A 17038-nucleotide genomic window follows, 5' to 3' on the forward strand; every position below is an offset into this window, starting at 1 on the left:
CGAGCGATTCTACCGGGCGCTATCAGCGGGGATGATCAGCGCGGTCGCGACGGCGGCGATCCCCTCACCGCGGCCGGTGAGCCCCAGTCCGTCCGTTGTGGTGGCCGACACCGAGACCGGGGCGCCGAGCACGCCGGACAGCACCTGCTGGGCTTCCTCGCGACGCGGACCGATCTTCGGCCGATTGCCGATGACCTGCACCGACGCATTACCGACGACGTATCCGGCGTCGTCCAGCAACCGTCGGACCTCGGTGAGCATCCGCACACCGCTCACGCCGTCCCACTCCGGGCGGCCGGTGCCGAACACCGAGCCGAGGTCACCGAGTCCCGCCGCGGACAGCAGCGCATCGCACAGCGCGTGGGACGCGACGTCGCCGTCGGAATGCCCGGCGCAGCCGTCTGCGTCCTCGAACAACAGGCCCGCCATCCAGCATGGACGACCGGGCTCGATGGGATGGACGTCGGTGCCGATGCCGACTCGCACGCTCGGAACTCCCTATCCTCGGATTCGCCCGGGACTACCCGGGACTACTCGGTTTCCGCCCGCCCGAGCAGAATTCGGGCCAGGGCAAGATCCCACGGTGTCGTGATCTTGAATGCTTCGGGTTCGCCGACGATGGTGCGCACCTGCTCCCCGAGCCGCTCGACCAGTCCGGCGTCGTCGGTCGCATCGCCGTCGACGTCCTGGTACGCGCGGCGGAGGAGGTTGGCGTCGAAGCCCTGCGGCGTCTGGACCGCACGCAGCTCCGAACGCGGCGGGGTACCGGTGACGGCGCCGAGCACGTCGACGGTCTTGATGGTGTCGCTGACCGGCAGCACCGGGATGACCGCGGTGCGTCCGGCGTGCAATTCCGCGACGACCCGCGCGATGAGCGTCGGCGTGGTCAGTGCGCGGGCCGCGTCGTGCACGAGGACCAGCTCGGCGCCGGTCGCGGCGGCGAGTCCGGCCCGAACCGAATCGGCCCGCTCCGCGCCGCCGACGACCACGACGACACCGTCGGGCAGATCCGCCCGCGCGACGTCGACGAGATCCTCGGGCACGATCACGACGACCGTGTCGACCACACCGGACTCGAGAAGTCCGTCGACGGACCTGCGCAGCATGCTGCGACCGGCGAGTTCGACGAACGCCTTCGGAACGGACTCGCCCAGCCGGACGCCACGTCCGGCAGCAGGGACCAGCGCGACAACCGGCCCTCGACTCTCACTCACCGTCAGGAAGCGGCGGCCAGGACCTCGTCGAGGATCGTCTCGGCCTTGGCGTCGTCGGTGCCTTCCGCCAGTGCGAGCTCACCCACGAGGATCTGCCGGGCCTTGGCCAGCATCCGCTTCTCACCCGCGGACAGGCCGCGGTCCTGCTCACGCCGCCAGAGGTCACGCACGACCTCGGCGACCTTGTTCACGTCACCCGAGGCCAACTTCTCGAGGTTCGCCTTGTAGCGGCGAGACCAGTTCGTCGGTTCCTCGGTGTGCGGCGCACGAAGCACCTGGAACACCTTGTCGAGACCCTCCTGGCCGACCACGTCACGCACGCCGACGTACTCGGCGTTCTCCGCGGGAACGCGGACGGTGAGATCGCCCTGAGCGACCTTCAGAACGAGGTATTCCTTCTGTTCACCCTTGATGGTGCGGGTTTCGATCGCCTCGATCAGCGCCGCTCCGTGATGGGGGTATACGACGGTGTCTCCGACCTTAAAAATCATCTGTCCCGTGCCCCTTTCGATCTTCCGAGTTTAACACGTGACCAAACGATCGTCCCATCAACGGCGCAGGTCAGGGGCGTCCTTGCCTGACCTCAGGGCTTGACAGGACGCGTCAACCGTGCATTTCGGACCGCCTCGGGCGCCCGTTCGACGGGCCCCGGAAGACGCCCGAACCCGCACTCCGACAACCGTTGTGCACCCGACACGACCTCGTTACGAGTACCCAGCGCGCGACCGCTCGAGGCTGACTACTACTCTGCCTAGTGGATTGTGAACCTGACCCATGGAGGACAACCCGTGACTGCTCTCACTGCGTCGCCGACTCGCCGAGTCGCCACCGCTGTCGCCCTCGCTGCCGGCGCGACGCTGATGCTGTCCGCATGCGGCGCAGGTCAGGTCTCGCAGACGGCCACTCAGGTCGCCGCGGTGAACGGCAACCAGGCGACGAGCGGCAACATCGCGCTGCGCAACGTGCACGTCGTCTACCCGAACTCCGAGGAGTACAGCATCGAGCCGGGCGGCACCGTGCAGCTCGCGTTCACCGCTGTCAACCTCAGCGAGCATGCGACGGACAAGCTGACGGGCATCAAGACCGACTACGCCGGCTCCGTCACCATCGACGACAAGGCGGGCACCCGCGAGATCAAGCCGCAGGCCGCGCTCGGCGCAGGCAACCCCGACGTGACGGTGCCCGAGGAGGCTCCCGAGACGCTCAGCCTGATCGACGTCACCCTCGACGACATCCGCGCCGACGTCCGTCCGGGCCTGACCTTCCCAGTCACCTTCACGTTCCAGAACGCGGGCGACGTCGTCGTGCAGGTCCCGGTCGACGCGGGCCACGCCACCGAGCGTCACCAGTCGGAGAAGTCCCCCGACGTCACCGAGGGGCACCACTGATCCTTCGGATCACAGCGATCCGCAGTTCCTCCGGAAGAGCCCGGGCGACACCGTCGCCCGGGCTCTTCTGTCGGTCGGGGTCACTAGGCTGCCCGCGTGGCAAAACCTAAATCGAGCTTCCGGTGTTCGTCGTGTCAGCACACGGTGGCCAAATGGGTGGGCCGCTGCCCCGAGTGCGGCACGTGGGGCTCGATGGACGAGGCACCCGCCCTCACCGCTGTCGCCGCCCGCCCCGGCGCCTCATTGGCCCGCAGCGGCGCAGCGGCGCTGCTGCCGACCACCCCGGCGTCCCCGATCACCCAGATCGACGGCACGGCCACCCGCGCCAAGGCCACGGGCGTCGACGAACTCGATCGGGTGCTCGGCGGCGGCGTCGTGCCCGGGTCGGTGGTGCTGCTGGCCGGTGAGCCCGGCGTGGGCAAGTCCACCCTGCTGCTCGAGGTCGTGCACCGGTGGGCGTGCCGCAGCGCCGACGACCGCGCGCTGTACGTCACCGGCGAGGAATCGGCGGGCCAGGTCCGGCTGCGCGCCGATCGGACCGGTGCGGTGCACGAGCGGGTCTACCTCGCCGCCGAGTCGGATCTCGCGACGGTCCTCGGGCACATCGAGCAGGTCCGGCCCACGCTGCTGATCGTCGACTCCGTTCAGACCATGCTCGCCGCGGACGTCGACGGCGTCGTCGGCGGCGTGACGCAGGTGCGGGCCATCACCAGCGCGCTGACGTCGCTCGCGAAGGCGAGCGGCGTGCCGGTCCTGCTGATCGGACACGTCACCAAGGACGGCGCGGTCGCCGGACCCCGCTCTCTCGAACACCTCGTGGACGTGGTGCTGCACTTCGAGGGCGACAAGCACTCGTCGCTCCGGATGATCCGCGGCATCAAGAACCGGTTCGGCGCGGCCGACGAGGTGGGCTGCTTCGAACTGCGCGAGGACGGCATCGTCGGCGTCAGCGACCCGTCGGGGCTGTTCCTGCACCACCGGACCGACGAGGTGTCGGGCACCGCCGTCACGGTCACGATGGACGGCAAACGGCCGCTGCTGGGCGAGGTCCAGGCGCTCGTCGCGCCCACCCACAACCCGTCGCCGCGGCGAGCGGTCAGCGGACTCGACTCGGCGCGGGTGTCGATGGTGCTGGCGGTTCTCGAGCGACGCCACGGCATCAAGCTGTCCGACCGCGAGGTCTACGCCGCGACGGTCGGCGGAATGCGGATGACCGACCCGTCGTGCGATCTGGCGCTGGCCGTCGCGGTCGCGTCGGCCGGCAAGGACCGCCCCATCCCGACCGGAACCGTCGTGCTCGGCGAGGTAGGACTGGCCGGCGAGGTCCGGCGGGTGTCCGGCGTCGCCCGGAGGGTCGCCGAGGCCGCGCGACTGGGATTCACCCGCGCTGTGGTGCCGGTCGACTCCGGGGACCTCCCGAAGGGAATCCGCCCCCTCGAGGTATCGAACGTCGGAGATGCCTTGCGGGCGTTGAATCTTCGCTGAGCGTCAGACCGCCGACGTGCCGAACGGGGACCTCGGGTCGCCGTCGACGAACGCCGCCGTCGGCGCGAAGTGCTCCGGGTTGACCGTCAGGAACAGGCCCCGGGACGTCGCGACCGGAGTCTCCGGGTCCGTGCCCGGGCCCTCGACGATGAACGCCTCCGACGTCGTGTACACCTTGCGGCGGACCGTGCCCTCGATACGCGCACGGAACTCGAGGACCGAGCTGAGCGGGATGGGCCGCGCGAAGTCGATCTCGAGGTGCGCCGTGACGACGGGACCGCCGAGCACCATGCACGCCATGCCCTGGACCTCGTCGAACGCGGTCGACAGGATGCCGCCGTGGATCACGCCGGGACCGCCCTGGTAGCGGTTGGCCACCTCGAGCCGGCCCGTGACGGCCAGCTTCTCGCCGGCCTGGAAACTCATCGCCATACCGGCAGGCTGATCGTCGCCACAGCCGAAGCACTTGGACCAGTGCTGCGGGAGCGGTTCCCCGGGAGAGGGGTACCACTCCGGCACCTCCGGAAGAACGAGGTCATCGGGCAAGGTCCAAGTACTGCTCACAACTAGGTAATGTAGAGACGGCCCGACCGTGGCCCGAATGCGGCTCGGCCAGATGTGACCTCGGACTCACTCGGATTCCGACGGGAGAGACCAACCGCACGAGGGGGGATTTCGCGATGAACGACGCTGCGTCTACGACCGTGCTCCGTGAAACGATCGCTCGCCTCGCCCCGGGGACGGCCCTGCGCGATGCGCTCGAGCGCATCCTCCGCGGTCGGACCGGCGGGCTGATCGTCCTCGGGTACGACGAACAGGTCGAGGAGCTGTGCGACGGCGGATTCGAACTCGACGTCGAGTTCGCACCCACCCGGCTGCGCGAGCTGTCGAAGATGGACGGTGCCGTGGTGCTGTCCACCGACGGCACCCGGATCGTGCGCGCCAACGTGCAACTGGTGCCCGACCACAAGATCCCCACCGTCGAGTCCGGCACCCGGCACCGCGCCGCCGAGCGCACCGCGATCCAGACCGGATTCCCGGTCGTGTCGGTGAGCCAGTCGATGAGCATCGTCAGCGTGTACGTCGGCGGGATCCGGCACGTCGTCGACGGGTCGGCGACCATCCTGTCGCGGGCGAACCAGGCCGTCGCGACGCTCGAGCGTTACAAGTCCCGGCTGGACGAGGTCACCCGGCAGCTGTCCGTCGTCGAGATCGAGGACTTCGTCACGCTGCGCGACGCGCTCACCGTGGTGCAGCGGCTCGAAATGGTGCGCCGCGTATCGGTCGAGATCGAGCAGGACGTGCTCGAGCTGGGCACCGACGGCCGACAGCTCGCACTGCAGCTCGAGGAGCTCGTCGGCGACAACGACACCATGCGCCAGCTGGTGGTCCGGGACTACTTGGCCGGGTCCGAGCCGGCGTCGTCGGCGGCGGTCGACAGCACCCTCGCCGCCGTCGACAAGCTCACCGACGTCGACCTGCTCGACCTGACGACACTGGCCCGCGCCTTCGGGTATCCCGGCACCATCGAGGCCCTCGACGCGCCGATGAGCCCGCGCGGCTACCGCGTCCTCACCCGAGTTCCCCGGCTGCAGTTCCTGCAGATCCATCGGCTGGTCAGCTCGTTCGGCACACTGCAGGGCCTACTCGCCGCCACGGCCGGGGATCTGCAGTCCGTGGACGGCATCGGCGGACTGTGGGCACGACACATCCGCGAAGGTCTCTCGCGGCTCGCCGAAGCCTCGATCAGCGGACCCTACGACTAGGGCATGTCTCCTGTTCGGTGACGGACCTCAGGCAGATGCAGACCGCTGAGGGACCACGCCCGCGCGGTAGGTGAGGGCGCGTTTGTCGTAGCGCGTGGCAAGCGCGCGCCACTGCTCGAGGGGTGGCGAAGGATCGTTCGACGACGTTGCGGCCCTTGTACTTCTCGGCATCGAACCCGACGGGGCGGCCGCCACGGCTGCCCCGTCGGGTTCGCTTCCGGTCGTCCGGTTCAGCGATGACCGCTTCGGTTCCCCTCGCCTGCAGGTGGGCGCGGGTCGCTCTCGACGAGTAGGCCTTGTCGCCGAGAACGGCGTCCGGTCGGGTTCAGGGCCGGCCAGGCCCGATCCGCAGTACCGACAAATGCGCCCATCAGGATCGGGACAATCGGCGAGTCACCGGCCTGACTGGGTACATCTAGCTCGGATGCCCGCCGGATGCCGAGCCTCCTGGGGATATCACGAGGGCTTGGCGGCGAAACTACTTCCGAAGAATCGCGAAAACCGACCCGCCAGAACAGAACTGGCATCCGGTCCAGGACGCCTACGCTGCCGGTCTGCAATCGGTCTGTGCCGAATTCGGAATCACGATCCCGGAGTCGGACCACTCCCGATCGGCGGAAGCATGGAAGAAACTCGTCCCGTGGACTGACGCGCCTGACGGGAACCCGGCCGGAGCGGACCGCCATGGCGGCATCGCATCCGTACGATCTTCGCGCGGCTCGCGCTGAAGGATTGAAGGACTGAAGACAATCTTCGTGCACCCCGATAAGTTCGGCCGCATCGAGGACACAGTCGACGACACCTCTGCGGAGTTCGATCACCGAGTGGACGACATCCGGATGCTGCCCTAGTTGGTCGAGGACGGCGACATCGTGAGCGTCGGCTGTCTGCCCCGCGCCGATGCCCACAAACGTAGCTGGGAGATGCGCGGGCGGTACACGTTCCGCGACGGTGCCACCCGCACGAAAACCGGCTAACGGAGGTTGCGACGGCGCAGGCCGTACTCGGCACGATTGGTGGCGTTCGCGCCCGGTCGCATGTGCGCGGGGTGCAGCCGGCTCGGCAGGCCGTCCGCTCGGTCGCTCACACCGCCGGGGTGGTCCTCGGCCGTCTGGAACACAATTTCACGACTCTGCCGAGGCCCTGCCTCGGTCCGGCGCACCTCGGTGCGGGCACGGATCCTTGCGGATCCGCGCCCGCGCCGGGGCGTGCCGCGGTGCGAATCGCACTGCCTGCCGCGCTCAGCTCTGCGCGATCGACCCGAACAGCGACGCGAGGTCAACGAGATCAAAGCCAAAGATGCTGGAGCCGCTGCCCACTTCCCCATTCACGTCCGTCGCGCAGGACAGACCGTTTTCGGACTTCTTCTCACCGGAGCCGCAGTACACGGACCCGACCCCGGTCTGCGTAGCTGCCGAGGCGGCGCCGGCAGCGGGCACCATCAAGATTCCGGCGGTGACGAACATCAGGCTCGCAGCAAAACGGCGATTCTTCATCATGCTCCTGTGTAGTCGCGTTGGATACCGACAGTCGACATCGACTCTCGATCCGCGGACGCTATCGCAGCACTGTGCAGCCCACAGAAGAATTCCAAGATTCGTTGTCTTCCAAAGCCTTCAGCGGCTCTTCGGCTTAACTGGCGTCAAGGGTCCTGGCAAGTCGCAACTGAGGCGTGCCGGTCTGCTGCCCCCACGGGCAATCGAACTCCCAGAATTGCAGGTAGGCAGTAGGTTCGGCGGAAAAGTCATGGCGGAGAGCTTCGACTACCCAACGAGAGCTACCCCCTGGCTGGACGCTGTTCCAGCCCGGAGGTGACACGGCGTTGGACGACTTGTCCGGATCGTCGGTCATCCGTCCCGGGGACGCCCACGCCACGCCATGAACGGAATATGTTCCGAAGGAGTTTGATTCGAGAACCTCGCCGTCGATTCCGGCCCCGAAGAGGCCTGTCATACACGCGACCGGACCGCCGGACTGATCCCGTCGCTGATGTGGTCCATCCCCACCCGAGTCGCATCATCGCGGCACCGACGGTCGGGTCCACGTCTCCGCCCGTCACTTCGGCTGCTTTCAACGCCGCTGACACCAGCCGAGCCAGCCGAGGGCCGACGACCGACGGCCCGGGAGCGGTTTCGACGGCGCACATCTCCGAATCGTCTCGAAATCTACTGCAGGCAAGCTTGATTCGGCGCAGCTTCCCGTCGACGTTGGTTCCGGCGATGCCGAGTCGATCGGGCTCGCAGACGACGGAGGCGTCGAGTCCCCACACCCGACAGTCCGACACGGCGGTGTCGGGCGCCCGCGTCACCGGAGAATCCGAGGGCATGGTCATCACGACCCGGCGGATCGGCTGTGGACCCGCCCCGACCCACCGGTCAGCGGCGGGGCAGCCCGGGGCGTGGCACTGGGGGCCGAAGCCACTGGCCCCGATTCCGTGGCCGATGTGGAGACGCCCGGGTCCCAGGCCGCTTGGTGGGAGTCCGCGTAGGCCAGCGCGGACCCTGCGGCCGTCCCGGCGACGGGCCTTACGGAACCCTCTGAGGCGTGGGCATCGAGTAGCCCTTCCGTGCGCCGATCGGTCTGTCCGACTCGACAGTTCCGGGCGCTGCTGAAACGCGACTGCACACGTGCTGTGAAGTTGCTGTGGCTCCCGATCAGACGCGGGCAGCAGCTCTTCGATATCCATCGTGCCGACACAATCTTGGAGAGTTCTCAGAACCCGGTGTCGGGCGAGATGCGCGCCCGACGCACGTCGTTGCGCGGGACGGAAGGTCACGGACGGTGTCAGATGGCTCTCTACGAGCAAGATCTCGTCGCCGGGCATCGAGGCGGAGAAGTCCGGGCGTACGGCACCGACGCCGAAACGCAGAAAGATCAGGCGAAGTTGAACGGCTCCGGCGCGCTGCGCAGCCCACCGAGCTGGGCGATCACCGTGTAGGCGCCGGGCGGAACCTGGTTCCGCGGTGCCGCGCACCCGGGCTCCGACGTCTTACCCGACCACTTGACGGTGAATCGTGCCTGGCCACCCGGCTCGAGGACCTGCACCGCAGGGTCGGCACTCGGGTAGCAGTCGACGTTGGACCACAGCCGCTTGTTCCCGTCGAGGGAGTAGACGAACGCCTGCTGCATGGCCGAACCCAGGTCGCGTTCGCACTTGCTGGTGCCGATGTTGGTGATCGCGATGGTGAAGCTGGGCTCGTCGCCGATCTTGTACTGCGGCTGGTCCGGCGTCGCCTTGATCGCGAGCGACTGGTCGGCGCACTGCGCGGTCGCCGCACCGGCGCTCGTGGCCGATGCTGCCGACGTGCCCGTGGCCGAGGATCCACCCCCCGACGCCGCCGAGCCCGGGCCCGACTCCGACTCGGTGCTCGAATCGGACGGCGGCGGGCTCGTGGTGCTCGAGCCCGACAACTCCGACGTCGCGGCCGCGGCCGCCGACTCGGGAGAGTCGTCGCCACCACCGATCGACGCGACGATCCACACGATCAACGCGACGACCACGACGACCACGCCCGCGGCGACGGCACGCCGGCGCCAGTAGATCTCGGGGGGCAACGGTCCGTTCGGTTCAAGCACGAGTCAACCGTAAGTCCATGCGGCCTACCGCCGCCTCAGCAGTCCCGGCGTGTCGCCCGGTGCCTCGGGTCGAGTTCGTCTCAGTCGACCGACTCGCCGACATCGCCGACGACGCTCTGCAGCTTGATGTCCCCGTCGGACAGCTTGTAGGTGACGCCGACGATGGCGCACCTGCCGGCGTCGACGGCCTCGGAGATGATCCGCGACCGCTGCATCAGCAGCGAGCCGGTCTCCACGACGTGCCGGCCCTCGAGTTCGTCGACGGTGGTCAGGCCCTCGCGGCGGCCCATCAGGATCGACGGCGTGACCCGCTCGACGACGTCCCGGATGAAGCCGTTGGGGATGGCACCGTTGTCGAGTGCGTCGAGGGACGCCTTGACCGCGCCGCAGTTGTCGTGACCGAACACGACGACCAGCGGGACCCGGAGGACCTCGACGGCGTACTCGATCGAGCCGAGCACCGCGCTGTCGATCACGTGACCGGCGGTGCGGACGACGAACGTGTCGCCCAGGCCCTGATCGAAGATGATCTCGGCGGCCACACGGGAGTCACCGCAGCCGAAGATCACAGCGGTCGGATGCTGGGCGTCGACCAGTTTCGCGCGGTCGGCAATACCCTGACTCGGGTGCAGCGGGGTGCCGCTGACGAAGCGCTCGTTACCCTGCTTGAGGGCTTTCCAAGCTGAGATCGGGTTGGAATTGGGCATGCCGCAATTGTGCACCCTCGGCCACCCGTCGTGTCAGCGGGATCGCCGAGAATCCGGCGACGAATGCCGCAGCGGTTGACGGAGAAGGGTGAGAAATCAGATGTCGGTGGACAGTTCGGCGCTGCTGCGGTGGTACAGCGAACAGGCCCGGGACCTGCCGTGGCGGCGCGAGGGCGTGACGGCATGGCAGATCCTGATGAGCGAGATCATGCTGCAGCAGACCCCGGTCGTCCGCGTCGCCCCGATCTGGGAGGAATGGGTGCGCCGCTGGCCGGTGCCGTCGCTGATGGCGGCGTCGAGTCAGGCAGACGTCCTGCGGGCGTGGGGCAAGCTCGGCTACCCGCGGCGGGCGCTGCGCCTGCACGAGTGCGCGGGCGTCCTGGCCGCCGAGCACGGCGACGAGGTGCCCGCCGACGTCGACGTCCTGCTGAGCCTGCCGGGCATCGGTGACTACACCGCCCGGGCGGTCGCGTGCTTCGCGTACGGACAGCGGGTTCCCGTGGTGGACACCAATGTCCGCCGCGTCGTGGCCCGCGCCGTCCACGGCCGGGCCGACCAGGGCAACCCGTCGGCCAAACGCGATATGGCCGACGTCGACGTGATGCTGCCGCGCACCCGGGAACGCGCCGCGCAGTTCTCTGCGGCGCTGATGGAACTGGGCGCCACGGTGTGCACCGCACGGACCCCGGACTGCGCGAGGTGCCCGCTGCCGCGGTGTGCCTGGGTGGCGGCGGGACGACCGGCGCTGGTGGGCGAACCCCGCAAGGTGCAGAAGTTCGCGGGAACCGACCGTCAGGTGCGCGGGAAGCTGATGGACGTGCTGCGCGGGAGCGCGCACCCGGTCGAACGCGCACAGCTCGACCTCGTGTGGCTCAGCGACCCCGGTCAGCGGGACCGCGCCCTGGACTCGTTGCTGGTGGACGGACTGATCGAGCAGACCGACGACGGCCTGTTCGCGCTGGCCGGCGAGGGCAGCTGACCTCGCTCACACGAGCGATTTCAGGAACTCCTCGACGGCGTCCCGGTACCGCTCGGGCTGGTCGTCGTGGACGAGGTGCCCGGCCTGGGCCACCCACACGTAGCGGGCGCCGGCGTGGCCCTCGAGCATGCGCCGCATCTGCCCCTCCGGGGTGATCGTGAACTCCCCCTCGATCAGCAGCGCGGGGGCGCGCACGGCTTCCCACTGACCCCAGAAGTCCCGGGTGCCCCACTCCTCCGAGATGTCACGGAACATCTCGACGTCGCCGTGCAGGTACCAGCCGTCGGCGCGACGCTCGAACGAAGCGAGGAAGTAGCGGCCGGCGACCTCCCCGAAGTAGTCCAGCACCGACTCTTCCGTCGGGAACGGCTGCGGCCATGCGGAAACCATTGCCGCCCAGTCCTTTGCAGTGCGTCCGCGGAAGTCCGGTGCCATGTCCTCGAGGACAAGTGCTCGCACGCGCTCCGGGTGGGCGGCGGCGAAGCACCACGCGTGCAGCGCGCCCATCGAGTGGCCGATCACGGTGAGGGGTTCGTCGAGTTCGGACAGCGCCGTGGCCAGGTCCTCGACGAACAATTCCGTCGTCGGGTCGCCGTCGATCGGCCGGCCGTGCCCGGCCGCGTCGAACGTGTAGACGTGGCCGTGTTCGCGCAGCCACGTCACGTGGCGCGACCACGTCCGCGCACTGCCCATCAACCCGTGCAGCAGCAGTATCGGCCGCCCGGTCCCACCCTCGTCGTGCAACACGAGATCGACGTTAGCCGACGCCCTCGATCCCGGGGAGGACCTGCGCAGCCGGAGTACCCTCGCGTCCATGGCAGTCGTGAAGATCAATGCAATCGATGTCCCCGAGGGTGCGGGTCCCGAACTGGAGAAGCGGTTCGCGAACCGTGCGCACGCGGTCGAGAACTCCCCGGGATTCCTGGGGTTCCAGCTCCTGCGTCCGGTAAAGGGCGACAACCGCTACTTCGTGGTGACGCAGTGGGAATCCGACGAGGCGTTCCAGGCGTGGGCGAGCGGGCCGGCCCGCGAGGCTCACGCCGGCGAGCGTGCGAAGCCGGTGGCCAGCGGCGCGTCGCTGCTCGAGTTCGAGGTCGTACTCGACGTGGCAGCGCCCAAGTCCTGATCCGCAACCCGCGGTTCGATCGAACGAATCGCAAATTTCAGACATATCGGTCACGGTGTCAATCGTGTGATTGACACCGTGACCGGCATGGTGCCAAAGTTCGCTCGACAGAGCGATGGATCGACGGTAATCCGGTGTCATTCCGGAGCGGTCGCGCCACTGTGATGGAGGCCTTGCCTCGTCAGCCAGACATCTCGAGCCATCGCAAGGACCCAACCGGGACGCGAAATCCCAGGAGGCACCGATGGCAATTGCCTATTCACCCGACCGCTCGGCCGACTCGGTCGCAGTCGCACTCATCGCCGCGGCAGTGGTACTGCTCGCAATGCTCGCGCTCTACCTGGTCGGATTCGACCAGGGCGCAATCTCCCGCAGTGGCATGTACATGCACGAACTGATGCATGACGGTCGGCACCTGCTGGGCCTGCCGTGCCACTGACCACGATCACCGAAAGCCTCAAGACCCTCCTCCTCCGCGGCCTGCTGGCCGGCCTGATCGCCGGCCTGCTGGGCGGAGCCGTCGCCTTCGTAGTGGGTGAACCCCACGTGCAGGCGGCGATCGAGATCGAGGAGTCCGCTGCCGCACCGGAGGCGGACCACCACGCCGGCGAGGCCGCCCCGCACGAACACGGTTCCGAAGCGGCGGAGCCGGAAGGGCATTCGCACGGCGACGACGCCCTCGTCAGTCGCACCGGACAGCGCTTCGGCCTGTTCCTCGCAACCGGGTTCGCCGGCCTGGCGCTCGGCGCGATCGTCGCCGTCGTCGTGCACTACGCACGCCGATTCACCGCACTGCCCGGACCGCTGCTCGCCGCGGGGGTGGCCGGATGCGGTTGGCTCGCAATCGAAGCCGTGCCGTTCTTCAAGTACCCGGCCAACCCGCCCGCGGTCGGCGACCCGGAGACGATCAACGAGCGGACCCTGCTGTGGCTCGCAGCGGTGATCCTCGGCCTGGTCGCTGTCGCGGCGGCCGTGTACGCGGGCCGACTACTGAAGAGCCAGGAACTGGTGTCCGCCCGCGTGATCGGCCAGATCGCCGCGTTCCTCGTGGTGGTCGCGGTGGGCTACATCGCACTGCCCGGAATCAACGAGGTGGGCGAGGACTTCCCCGCCACGCTGCTGTGGCAGTTCCGCATCTCGTCACTCGCCACCCAGGCGAGCCTGTGGCTCGCGCTCGGGCTGGCGTTCGCGTTCCTGACCGAACGCGCCCAGCGTCGCGCGATCCGTTAGCTCAGATCGCGCACGAATCGTCGGTGCAGCCCTCGGCCTCCTGGCCGAGGGCTGCACCGCTTTCTGCGTATTCGCTGTCGGCGTGCTCGACCGCCTGACGCAGCAACTCCGTGAACACGTCCTGCGGCTGCGCACCGGACACCGCGAGGCGCCGGTTCGCGACGAAGAACGGCACACCCGACACCTGGAGCTGCCGGGCAGTCTCGATGTCCGCGCGCACCAGGTCGGAGCCGGCATCGCTGTCCAGTGCCGCGGCCGTCTCGGCAGGGTCCAGACCGGCGCTCGTCGCGATCTCGACCAGGACGGCACGGTCGTCGAGCGCCTTGCCGTCGGTGAAGTATCCCCGGAACAACCCCTCGAGCAGCTCGTCCCGACGCTCTCCCGCCAGGTGCAGCAAGCGGTGGGCGTCGAACGTGTTGGCCGCGATGATGGCGTCGACGTCCATGGTCACACCGTCCTCCGCGGCAACGCGGGCGACGTGCTGGTAGAGCTCCCGCGCCTGCTCGACCGGGACGCCCCGACGCTCGCCGACGAGCTCGAGCTGGCTCCGTCGCGCCCCGACCGGGGTCTCGGGAGCCAGCTGGTACGAACGCCAGACCACCGAAACCCGTTCGCGCTGAGGGAATTCTGCCAGCGCCGACGCGAACCGACGCTTGCCGACGTAGCACCATGGGCAGGCGATGTCCGACCACACCTCGATCAGGACGGCGGGCAGGGCGGTTCGGGACTGGGCGCTTGCGTTGCTCTCGATGGTCACAAGGCATTCGAACACACGCCGACCCAGCGCTCGTTCCGGGCCGCCGTCAACCGCGGCTGAGCTCCTCACGCAGCAGCCGCTTGACGACGTTGCAGGCGTGGTTACGGGGCAGCCCCCGGGAGATCACGAGGCGCTGCGGCATCTCGACCGGGGCGACGCCCCGGGCCGCGAGAAACTCCGCGAGCTCCTCGAGGCTCAGCACCGCACCGGGGCGACACGACACGACGGCCACGACACGCTCACCGGACCGGTTGTCCGGACAGCCGACCACCGCCGCCTCCACGACGGACGGATGCTCGGCGATCAACATCTCGAGTTCCAGCGATCCGATGGGCACACCGTCGTGCACGATCAGATCCGCCGCCCGGTCGACGTACCGCAGGTAGCGGTCCCACGGTCCGTCGATCACGAACAGCTCCCCGGTCGCGAGGTAGCCGTCCGCATCGAACGGGTCTCGATCACGGGACGGATTGAGGTAGCCGGCGAACACCGTCGGCCCCTTGACCCGCAGCTCGCCCACGACACCCCGGTCCACGATCTCCGCGCCGGTCGCGGGGTGAACGAGCTTGATCTGCAGGGCGTCCGAGTGTCCGATCCGCGGGTACAGCAGCGTCCGCTGTCCCGGCTCCGCCGTGGACACCGGTTCCGCCCGCAGGCTCACGCCCTCGATGGTGCCGAAGTAGCCGACCAGTTCGACGCCGTAGCGGTCCTTCCACGCCTGCACGGTTTCGGGCGCCAACGGCGCCGACCCCACCCCGATGCGGGTCACCGTCGACAGGTCGACCGCGGGTGCGTCGCGCCGGTCGATCGCGGCGAGCACGGCCGGCCGCCCGGCCGTGTAGGTGACCTTTTCCTCGGCGATCTGATTCAGGAACACGCCGAGGTCGAAAGGTTGATGCTGCACCAACACGCATCCGACCGACAGCCAGGGAAGCAGGGTCCCGGTGATTCCGGCGGCGGTCATCATCGGGAAGGGATTGAGCATGACGTCCGCGGCAGTCAGCCATGCCGCATCGACGACTCCCCTTGCCAGGCTGAGCGATTCGTAGTGGGCATGTGGCACCCCCTTCGGAGCGCCCCCCGTGCCCGCCGTCCAGCAGATCGCGATGCAGTCGTTGGGATCGGCGACGTGAGCCGCGGCATGGGCGGCCACCCGCTCGCGGTCGGCCGAGCTGGGTACCGCGTGACCGATGCGCACGACGCCGTCGGGCACGCTGACGCCGTAGCTGAGCACCGTTCGGAGCGTGGGGATCTGCGTCCGCACCGACATCACCCTTGCTGCAACAGAATTCGATCCGACACGGCCCGCGGTCACGAAGGCGCTCACGCACGCCTCGTTGCACACGTCCACGATCTCGGACTCCACCGAATGCACCGGCAGGGGCGAGACGATCGCACCGATCCGCCACGACGCGAGGAAGACGACGACCTGCTCGACGGTGTTCGGCAACTGGACGCCGACGACGTCACCCGCCCGCACCCCGGCATCGAGGAGCACCGCCGCGAGCCGATCGACCTCGGCGGCGAGTTCGACCCAGGTGCCCCTGCGCGGCAACCCGTCGACGTATTCGGCCTTGTTGGCGGGATCCACCACGGCGAGCTGCGATCCCCGCTCCCGGACCCGATCGGCGAACAGTTGTTGAACGGTTTCCCGAGTCCACTCCCCCGAGCCCGTGTACTCGTCGATGCGGATCTGAGGGTGAAGCTTCAGGCTCCCCATGTGCCCTCCCTTGGGTCGATCCGACGCCCCGACCGTCGTCACTTCAGTTAGCGGTGTGATCTAGATCACTAGATTTACCATGAACTGTTACCCGCGCGCGACCTGGTCCCGACAACCAGTCGTCGTCGGCCTCCGAAGAGAGCCCGGGAGATTCGACGGAAATCTCCCTGGCCTGCAGTACCCCGGCGCACTCGCCGCACACCAAGCGCGGCGTGAAGGATCCCGCGCACGGCCCGTGGTCGGCCAGCACGGCCCCGCCCTCCGGCGCCCGGAACCACCACTGGCCCCACTCGATCATGTGCATCACGACCGGGAAGAAGTCCCGCCCCTTGCCGGTGAGGTGGTACGTGACGCGGTCCGCGCGCTCCGGCACCGGTGACTCGCTCATCACGCCGAGTTCGGTGAAACTGCGGAGTCGATCCGCCACGATCGCCGACGAGGCCCCTGTCCATTCACAGAATTCCCCGAACCGCGTCGCGCCGAACGACGCCGCCCCCAGCAACGAGACCGACCACCTGTTGCCGAGCAACTCCATCGTGTGCGGCAGGTGGGACGGCCTGCGTGTGCCACCGGAACGCCGACGACTCGACGCCGCAGGGATGCTGCGCCGGGAACCACCACTCGGGCCGACCCGAGTGGCCACGTCCTCGAACCCGGCCGGTTCACGACACCGCGCACACGCCATGATCGGGGTGAACTCCGCTCCGCAGGCGACGTGCCGCATCCGCAGCAGCCCGGCCCGGCCGTCCGGGGCCCAGCGGCGCTCCCACGACCACATCGTCGCCAGGACGGACCACACCGCCCGCCCGCAGTCCGTCAGCAGGTACTCCGCCCGCATCGACTCTCGCGGAAAGGCCACCTTCTCGAGCAGACCGACCTCGACGAGGCGGGCGAGCCGGCCCGTCAGCACCGAATTCGAGATCTCGCCGGTGCCCACCCAATCCCGGTACCGCCGAGTTCCCTGCAGCGCCTTGCCCAGGATCCACAGGTTCCATTCGTCACCCAGGACACCGAAGGCCATCGCCAGCGCGTTGTCGCCCCCGGGTTCGAGTGCACCACCGCCCCCACGCACGACCGGATCTCCCCCCTC

General features: G+C 68.7%; 19 protein-coding genes. 7 read left to right on the forward strand and 12 right to left on the reverse strand.

What is annotated here, in order from left to right:
- Positions 1-9: 9 nt before the first annotated feature.
- Genes ispF through carD form a run of 3 tightly spaced genes read right to left on the reverse strand, consistent with a single transcriptional unit; the run spans position 10 to position 1705 of the window.
- Positions 10-486, reverse strand: coding sequence for a 2-C-methyl-D-erythritol 2,4-cyclodiphosphate synthase (gene ispF / locus ABI214_RS10740; RefSeq protein WP_348609980.1), 477 nt, complete (start codon positions 484-486; stop codon positions 10-12).
- 44 nt (positions 487-530) lie between these two features.
- Complete coding sequence (gene ispD / locus ABI214_RS10745; RefSeq protein WP_348609983.1) at positions 531-1214, reverse strand: 2-C-methyl-D-erythritol 4-phosphate cytidylyltransferase; 684 nt, start codon at positions 1212-1214, stop codon at positions 531-533.
- Positions 1215-1216: 2 nt separating this feature from the next.
- Complete coding sequence (carD, locus tag ABI214_RS10750; RefSeq protein WP_127917589.1) at positions 1217-1705, reverse strand: RNA polymerase-binding transcription factor CarD; 489 nt, start codon at positions 1703-1705, stop codon at positions 1217-1219.
- A 297-nt stretch (positions 1706-2002) separates the two neighbouring features.
- Here carD and ABI214_RS10755 point away from each other — a divergent pair, with 297 nt between their 5' ends.
- Together ABI214_RS10755 and radA are read left to right on the forward strand one after the other, a co-directional pair.
- Positions 2003-2602: a hypothetical protein gene (locus ABI214_RS10755; RefSeq protein WP_348609987.1), complete on the forward strand. Its 600-nt coding sequence runs from the start codon at positions 2003-2005 to the stop codon at positions 2600-2602.
- Between the two features lie 96 nt (positions 2603-2698).
- Positions 2699-4087, forward strand: coding sequence for a DNA repair protein RadA (radA, locus tag ABI214_RS10760; RefSeq protein WP_348609990.1), 1389 nt, complete (start codon positions 2699-2701; stop codon positions 4085-4087).
- 3 nt (positions 4088-4090) lie between these two features.
- Here radA and ABI214_RS10765 read toward each other — a convergent pair whose 3' ends face one another.
- Positions 4091-4651: a PaaI family thioesterase gene (locus ABI214_RS10765; RefSeq protein ID WP_348609993.1), complete on the reverse strand. Its 561-nt coding sequence runs from the start codon at positions 4649-4651 to the stop codon at positions 4091-4093.
- A gap of 116 nt (positions 4652-4767) precedes the next feature.
- Here ABI214_RS10765 and disA point away from each other — a divergent pair, with 116 nt between their 5' ends.
- The gene (gene disA / locus ABI214_RS10770; RefSeq protein WP_348609996.1) at positions 4768-5853 is read left to right on the forward strand and encodes a DNA integrity scanning diadenylate cyclase DisA; all 1086 of its coding nucleotides are present in this window, start codon (positions 4768-4770) and stop codon (positions 5851-5853) included.
- Positions 5854-7094: 1241 nt separating this feature from the next.
- Here the strand turns inward: disA and ABI214_RS10775 are convergent.
- From ABI214_RS10775 to ABI214_RS10785, 4 genes are all read right to left on the reverse strand, one after another.
- Positions 7095-7352 carry a hypothetical protein gene (locus tag ABI214_RS10775; protein WP_348609999.1) on the reverse strand — a complete coding sequence of 86 codons (258 nt, stop codon included), beginning with the start codon at positions 7350-7352 and terminating at the stop codon, positions 7095-7097.
- Positions 7353-7630: 278 nt separating this feature from the next.
- Positions 7631-8677: an FAD:protein FMN transferase gene (locus tag ABI214_RS25490; protein WP_431357158.1), complete on the reverse strand. Its 1047-nt coding sequence runs from the start codon at positions 8675-8677 to the stop codon at positions 7631-7633.
- A gap of 50 nt (positions 8678-8727) precedes the next feature.
- Positions 8728-9429 (reverse strand): hypothetical protein, encoded by a 702-nt coding sequence (locus tag ABI214_RS10780; RefSeq protein ID WP_348610002.1) that lies wholly within the window; start codon positions 9427-9429, stop codon positions 8728-8730.
- A gap of 80 nt (positions 9430-9509) precedes the next feature.
- Positions 9510-10136 carry a carbonic anhydrase gene (locus tag ABI214_RS10785; RefSeq protein ID WP_348610005.1) on the reverse strand — a complete coding sequence of 209 codons (627 nt, stop codon included), beginning with the start codon at positions 10134-10136 and terminating at the stop codon, positions 9510-9512.
- A 100-nt stretch (positions 10137-10236) separates the two neighbouring features.
- On the opposite strand from ABI214_RS10785, the gene ABI214_RS10790 reads away from it, so the two are divergent.
- On the forward strand, positions 10237-11115 hold the full coding sequence (locus tag ABI214_RS10790; RefSeq protein WP_348610008.1) for an A/G-specific adenine glycosylase: 879 nt from the start codon (positions 10237-10239) through the stop codon (positions 11113-11115).
- 6 nt (positions 11116-11121) lie between these two features.
- Here the strand turns inward: ABI214_RS10790 and ABI214_RS10795 are convergent, their stop codons facing one another.
- Positions 11122-11862 (reverse strand): alpha/beta fold hydrolase, encoded by a 741-nt coding sequence (locus tag ABI214_RS10795; RefSeq protein ID WP_348610011.1) that lies wholly within the window; start codon positions 11860-11862, stop codon positions 11122-11124.
- 67 nt (positions 11863-11929) lie between these two features.
- Here ABI214_RS10795 and mhuD point away from each other — a divergent pair, with 67 nt between their 5' ends.
- The 3 genes from mhuD to ABI214_RS10810 all read left to right on the forward strand — a co-directional run bounded on the left by mhuD (position 11930) and on the right by ABI214_RS10810 (position 13471).
- Positions 11930-12241, forward strand: a complete 312-nt coding sequence (gene mhuD, locus ABI214_RS10800; protein WP_348610014.1) for a mycobilin-forming heme oxygenase MhuD — start codon at positions 11930-11932, stop codon at positions 12239-12241.
- Between the two features lie 244 nt (positions 12242-12485).
- Positions 12486-12680, forward strand: a complete 195-nt coding sequence (locus ABI214_RS10805; protein WP_348610017.1) for a CbtB domain-containing protein — start codon at positions 12486-12488, stop codon at positions 12678-12680.
- Positions 12671-13471: a CbtA family protein gene (locus tag ABI214_RS10810; protein WP_348610019.1), complete on the forward strand. Its 801-nt coding sequence runs from the start codon at positions 12671-12673 to the stop codon at positions 13469-13471. Before ABI214_RS10805 ends, ABI214_RS10810 begins: the two co-directional genes overlap by 10 nt.
- 1 nt (position 13472) lies before the next feature.
- On the opposite strand, the gene ABI214_RS10815 is transcribed toward ABI214_RS10810, so the two are convergent.
- The 3 genes from ABI214_RS10815 to ABI214_RS10825 are packed head-to-tail and all read right to left on the reverse strand — an operon-like array spanning position 13473 to position 17020.
- The gene (locus tag ABI214_RS10815; RefSeq protein ID WP_348610021.1) at positions 13473-14228 is read right to left on the reverse strand and encodes a DsbA family oxidoreductase; all 756 of its coding nucleotides are present in this window, start codon (positions 14226-14228) and stop codon (positions 13473-13475) included.
- A 46-nt stretch (positions 14229-14274) separates the two neighbouring features.
- Positions 14275-15948: a class I adenylate-forming enzyme family protein gene (locus ABI214_RS10820; protein WP_348610023.1), complete on the reverse strand. Its 1674-nt coding sequence runs from the start codon at positions 15946-15948 to the stop codon at positions 14275-14277.
- A 43-nt stretch (positions 15949-15991) separates the two neighbouring features.
- Positions 15992-17020: a winged helix-turn-helix transcriptional regulator gene (locus tag ABI214_RS10825; protein WP_348610026.1), complete on the reverse strand. Its 1029-nt coding sequence runs from the start codon at positions 17018-17020 to the stop codon at positions 15992-15994.
- Positions 17021-17038: the final 18 nt, after the last annotated feature.

The organism is Prescottella soli, assembly GCF_040024445.1.
GTDB lineage: Bacteria > Actinomycetota > Actinomycetes > Mycobacteriales > Mycobacteriaceae > Prescottella > Prescottella soli.

Coding starts and splice junctions, on each gene's coding strand:
- carD (WP_127917589.1), bottom strand. CDS start 1,705: ATGATTTTTAAGGTCGGAGACACCGTCGTATACCCCCATCACGGAGCG.
- disA (WP_348609996.1), top strand. CDS start 4,768: ATGAACGACGCTGCGTCTACGACCGTGCTCCGTGAAACGATCGCTCGC.
- ABI214_RS10775 (WP_348609999.1), bottom strand. CDS start 7,352: ATGATGAAGAATCGCCGTTTTGCTGCGAGCCTGATGTTCGTCACCGCC.
- ABI214_RS25490 (WP_431357158.1), bottom strand. CDS start 8,677: ATGCCCGGCGACGAGATCTTGCTCGTAGAGAGCCATCTGACACCGTCC.
- ABI214_RS10785 (WP_348610005.1), bottom strand. CDS start 10,136: ATGCCCAATTCCAACCCGATCTCAGCTTGGAAAGCCCTCAAGCAGGGT.
- ABI214_RS10790 (WP_348610008.1), top strand. CDS start 10,237: ATGTCGGTGGACAGTTCGGCGCTGCTGCGGTGGTACAGCGAACAGGCC.
- mhuD (WP_348610014.1), top strand. CDS start 11,930: ATGGCAGTCGTGAAGATCAATGCAATCGATGTCCCCGAGGGTGCGGGT.
- ABI214_RS10805 (WP_348610017.1), top strand. CDS start 12,486: ATGGCAATTGCCTATTCACCCGACCGCTCGGCCGACTCGGTCGCAGTC.
- ABI214_RS10820 (WP_348610023.1), bottom strand. CDS start 15,948: ATGGGGAGCCTGAAGCTTCACCCTCAGATCCGCATCGACGAGTACACG.